General features: G+C 45.1%; 5 protein-coding genes. All 5 read left to right on the plus strand.

Annotation, left to right across the window (positions count from 1 at the left end):
* A partial coding sequence (locus tag NTU69_09540; protein MCX5803752.1) for a hypothetical protein occupies positions 1 to 726 on the plus strand: 726 nt, incomplete at its 5' end.
* Between the two features lie 121 nt (positions 727 to 847).
* Positions 848 to 1,921, plus strand: coding sequence for a PEP/pyruvate-binding domain-containing protein (locus NTU69_09545; GenBank protein ID MCX5803753.1), 1,074 nt, complete (start codon positions 848 to 850; stop codon positions 1,919 to 1,921).
* Positions 1,922 to 1,955: 34 nt separating this feature from the next.
* Positions 1,956 to 3,179 carry a Tm-1-like ATP-binding domain-containing protein gene (locus NTU69_09550; protein ID MCX5803754.1) on the plus strand — a complete coding sequence of 408 codons (1,224 nt, stop codon included), beginning with the start codon at positions 1,956 to 1,958 and terminating at the stop codon, positions 3,177 to 3,179.
* Positions 3,180 to 3,572, plus strand: coding sequence for a hypothetical protein (locus NTU69_09555; protein ID MCX5803755.1), 393 nt, complete (start codon positions 3,180 to 3,182; stop codon positions 3,570 to 3,572).
* The coding region (locus NTU69_09560; GenBank protein MCX5803756.1) for a UbiX family flavin prenyltransferase at positions 3,569 to 4,123 on the plus strand (555 nt) is incomplete at its 3' end. The genes NTU69_09555 and NTU69_09560, both read left to right, overlap by 4 nt.

Here is a 4,123-nt window from a genome sequence, read left to right on the forward strand (position 1 = left end):
GTTGTGTGGGGATGCTGGCCAGCAGCAGGCATCAAGGGCAACCACCCCGCCTTCGTGGGTTTTGGTACGCTTATTGTCTCTTACGCAGTATCCTTGATACTCTTCAAGACATTATTCAATTTTGATTTCATGAAGGGCGCACCTTTCTATGCTGCAGTAATGCCTCCAAGCGGAGCTTTTAATGCCTTTTCGAGCTTAGCCTTCTTTCTCACGGCCCTTGCCGTCATTCTGGCATGGGTGGAGCTCGACTTCTGGCCATTAAGCCTCATTCCGCCGAAAGCCCCTGCATTTGGTAAACAACCCATCTGGGGTATCGTGGTCAGTATAGTGGTATGCATCATCGCATATATAATCAAATCGATTTTCGTGGATAACATGGGAATGGACGTGTTTGTATACACTCTTAAAGTCCCTATCTGCATAATCTTTGGAGAGTTCATTATGCTTCTTTTGATGCAGACTGCCCCGGTGCAGACTGTGAAACAACCCGGAAAGGGGATAATCCTGATCATCCTCAATATTATTCTCGCAGTCGTGATGTACTATCTCTATCTATGGTTTAGCCTCCTCATCGCCGGTCCTCTGCCAAGTGGAGGTGCCGTTGGTTATGTGCGGGAACTCTGGATCGCAACCGCCCTTTTAGGCTTTACCTTTCCTGTTATTGCCTCGTATACAGGGTTTTTCAACTTTTGGCCGTTGACTGAGCCAAAACCACCAAAGGAGTAAAGGGAAGTAAGATTGTGGATAACTAAAAGGGCTTGAGCCCTGAAGTCAAAATGAACTGGAAGTACGGTCACCATACGACCGTGCTTCCAGACTTTTCTTAAGACATAAAGGGGGAATTAATATGGCAGAAAAATGGATATACTGGTTAAAAGAGGTTGGGCAGGAACACAACGATATTGTTGGAAAAAAATGTGCCAACCTCGGAGAGTTGACGAAGGCAGGTTTTCACGTACCACCTGGTTTTGCCTTAGGTGTGGATGCATACAACAGATTTATGAACGAGACAGAAGCCACAAAACGTATATTGAAGTATTTAGAGAACTTTAAGGCTGATCCAAATGATTTAGCGGAGACCCTGAAATACGAAAAGGCATCCCAGGATATAAGGGAAATTGTTGAAATGATAAAAATGCCTCCTGATATGGAGGAGACCGTCAGGAACTACTATGCGGAACTGTGCAGGATTGCCGGGGTTGAAAAGTTATATGTGGCTACCCGTTCTGCAGGGCCTGCAAGCCATCCCGGTCAGTATGAGACATATTTGAATGTAAGTGGAGCAGATGATGTTGTTTTCAATGTGGTACGTGTATGGTCGAGTACGTTCAATCCCCGTTCTATTATTGCAAGGGCAAGGCTCAATTTACCATTGCATTATGACCCGATAGGAGTGGCTGTATTGACAATGGTCGATGCAAAGGCTGCCGGGGTTATGTTTACCATAAACCCTGTTAATGGTGATGTATCGAAAGTAACTATAGAAGGAAGTTTCGGTTTTGGTGAAGCTGTGGTTTCCGGAAATGTAACACCCGACAGGTATCTGGTTGACAAAGTTACTCTGGAGATTGAAGAAAAGGTTATTTCGGATAAAGGGAGCGAATTTGTCTATAACCCAGAGACCAAAGAGATGGAATATATAGAGCTGCCTCCAGATCAAAGGAAGGTTAAGTGTCTTGAAGATAGAGAAGTTATAGAGCTTACAAGGCTTGCGAAAAAGGTTGAAACACATTTCGGATGTCCTCAGGATGTAGAGTGGTCTATCTCGAGAAGTCTTCCATTTCCTGAGAGCATCTTTCTCGTACAGACTCGTCCTGAGAGCGTATGGGGCAAGAAGAAGAAGGAATCTGTGCTTGGTAAAAAGACTGGTTTGGAGCTGCTGCTTGAAAAGGCTATCACCCCTACTAAAGTTAAGATTTAGGTAAGGGTTTTTTCTGGTTTATATTAACCACATTATGAAGAAACAATTACTTATCATTACCACCCTCGATACAAAAGGCAGGGAAGCTGCCTATGTAAAGGACTGTGTGGAACACCTCGGTAGTCAACCGATCCTTATGGATGTGGGGATCCTTTTGAAAGCCCAAACGAATCCTCACATCACACGATACGAATTGGCGGAGGCTGCCGGATATAACCTCAACCAGTTTATCGCAAAGAGAGACCGTTCAGCGGCAGTGAGGGCTGTTCAGGAGGGCGGCGCTCTTGTTGCACAACGTCTTCTCAGGGAAGGGAAACTGAACGGGGTTTTTGGCATGGGAGGCGGGACAGGTACCGCCATAGCCGCTTTTATCATGCGTTCTCTGCCTTTTGGGCTCCCCAAGGTTCTCGTCTCCACGGTAGCGTCAAGGGACATCAGGGAATACATAGGTACTAAAGATATTGTGATGTTCCATTCTGTTGCAGATCTCCTCGGCTTCAATGAGTTTATCCGTCTTATTCTTGCACAGGCGGCTCATGCTGTATGCGGAATGATGGAGAGAGGCAGGGAATTTAAAAAAGAAAGACCCATGGTGGCGGTCACTACCTATGGTATTAACTCGGCATACGCTACAACCGCAGAGCCCCTCCTTTTGGCAAAGGGATACGAGATGATTGCATTCCATGCAAACGGGTGCGGTGGCATGGCTATGGAGGAGTTGATCGGTGAGGGTTTTATTGCAGGGGTCCTCGATTTTACCCCCCACGAGATAGCAGATGAGATATTTGGGGGCTACTGCAGGGGGATTGGTCCAAGCCGTCTCGAGATGGCAGGAAGTATGGGGATACCCCTTGTCTTTGCCCCTGGTGGCCTCGATAATGCGGTCTTTAGCCCCTTTTACCCGATGCCAGATGAACTGAAAGGCAGAAGAATACACACCCTTGACACACGGTTTTGCGTACGCATGCAGCCCGCCGAGATGGAGAGATTTGCATCGATTGTTGCGGAAAAACTGAACAAATCAAAGGGACATACCTATGTCCTTATCCCCAGAAAGGGCTGGTCCGAAGCCGATAAACCTGGAATGGAACTATTCGACCCTGAAACAAATCAGGTCTTTGTAGATGAGCTTAAACGGATAATCAACCCCAAAATACCAATTGAAGAGATGGATGTTCATATCAGTGATCCTGCTTTTGCAGAAAGGGCCGTAGAGATTTTAGATGGTATGATAAAAGTAGTAAACAGTGGTAAGTGAATGGTGAAAAAGGATGTAGTAAGCTTTGATATCTCAGAAAGGGAAGACTATTTTGAGGTCTTTGCTCAGGTAAGCTTGATGGGCAATGATCTTCTCGTAGTCCTTTCAGGCGGGAATGTCCACATAGGGGCAATCGGAATGGCTGAGCCCCGACCAAGCTTAAGAGATTCAAGGAAAATAAGTGCTACCAGTTCGGTCTTCACATATATTGGCCACAAGGAAGATGTTGTTGTAAAGGCAATGTCAGAAGGACTCGCAAAAAGGCTAAACAAAAAGGTAGTTGTGGTTGCTGGAATCCATTGGGATGGATTAAAAATGGAAGAGGTAGAAATAATCGTGGAACTTTGTGACCGTATACTTAAGAGAATAATCAAGAAGGTAGGAAAAAAATGAAACGAATCGTTGTAGGCATTACGGGTGCTACAGGTGTTATATATGGTATAAGGCTACTTGAGGTATTAAAAGATTTAAAGGTAGAGGCCCATCTCATACTTTCTGATGCTGCAAAAAGGAATATTTCAATAGAGACAAGCTTTAAAATAGAACGTGTAAAAAGGTTGGCCTACAAGGTTTATGATATAAATGATCTGGCTGCCCCAATATCAAGCGGGTCTTTTAAAACTGATGGCATGGTAATAGTTCCATGCACTATAAAGACATTATCCGGTATAGCAAATTCATATAATGAGAACCTTATGATCAGGGCTGCTGATGTTGTGCTGAAGGAGAGACGCAGATTAATCCTCGTGGTCAGAGAGACCCCTCTCCATAAAGGCCACCTTGAACTGATGTGTAAGGTTGCTGACCTGGGAGGAATAATCCTGCCACCCATCCCTGCCTTTTATCATGCCCCGAGAAGTATTCAAGACATCATAGACCATACAGTGGGTAAAATACTGGACCTCATGGATGTAGACCATTCCCTTTTTAAGAGGTGGGAAGGG

This window comes from Pseudomonadota bacterium (assembly GCA_026388215.1).
GTDB lineage: Bacteria > Desulfobacterota > Syntrophorhabdia > Syntrophorhabdales > Syntrophorhabdaceae > JAPLKF01.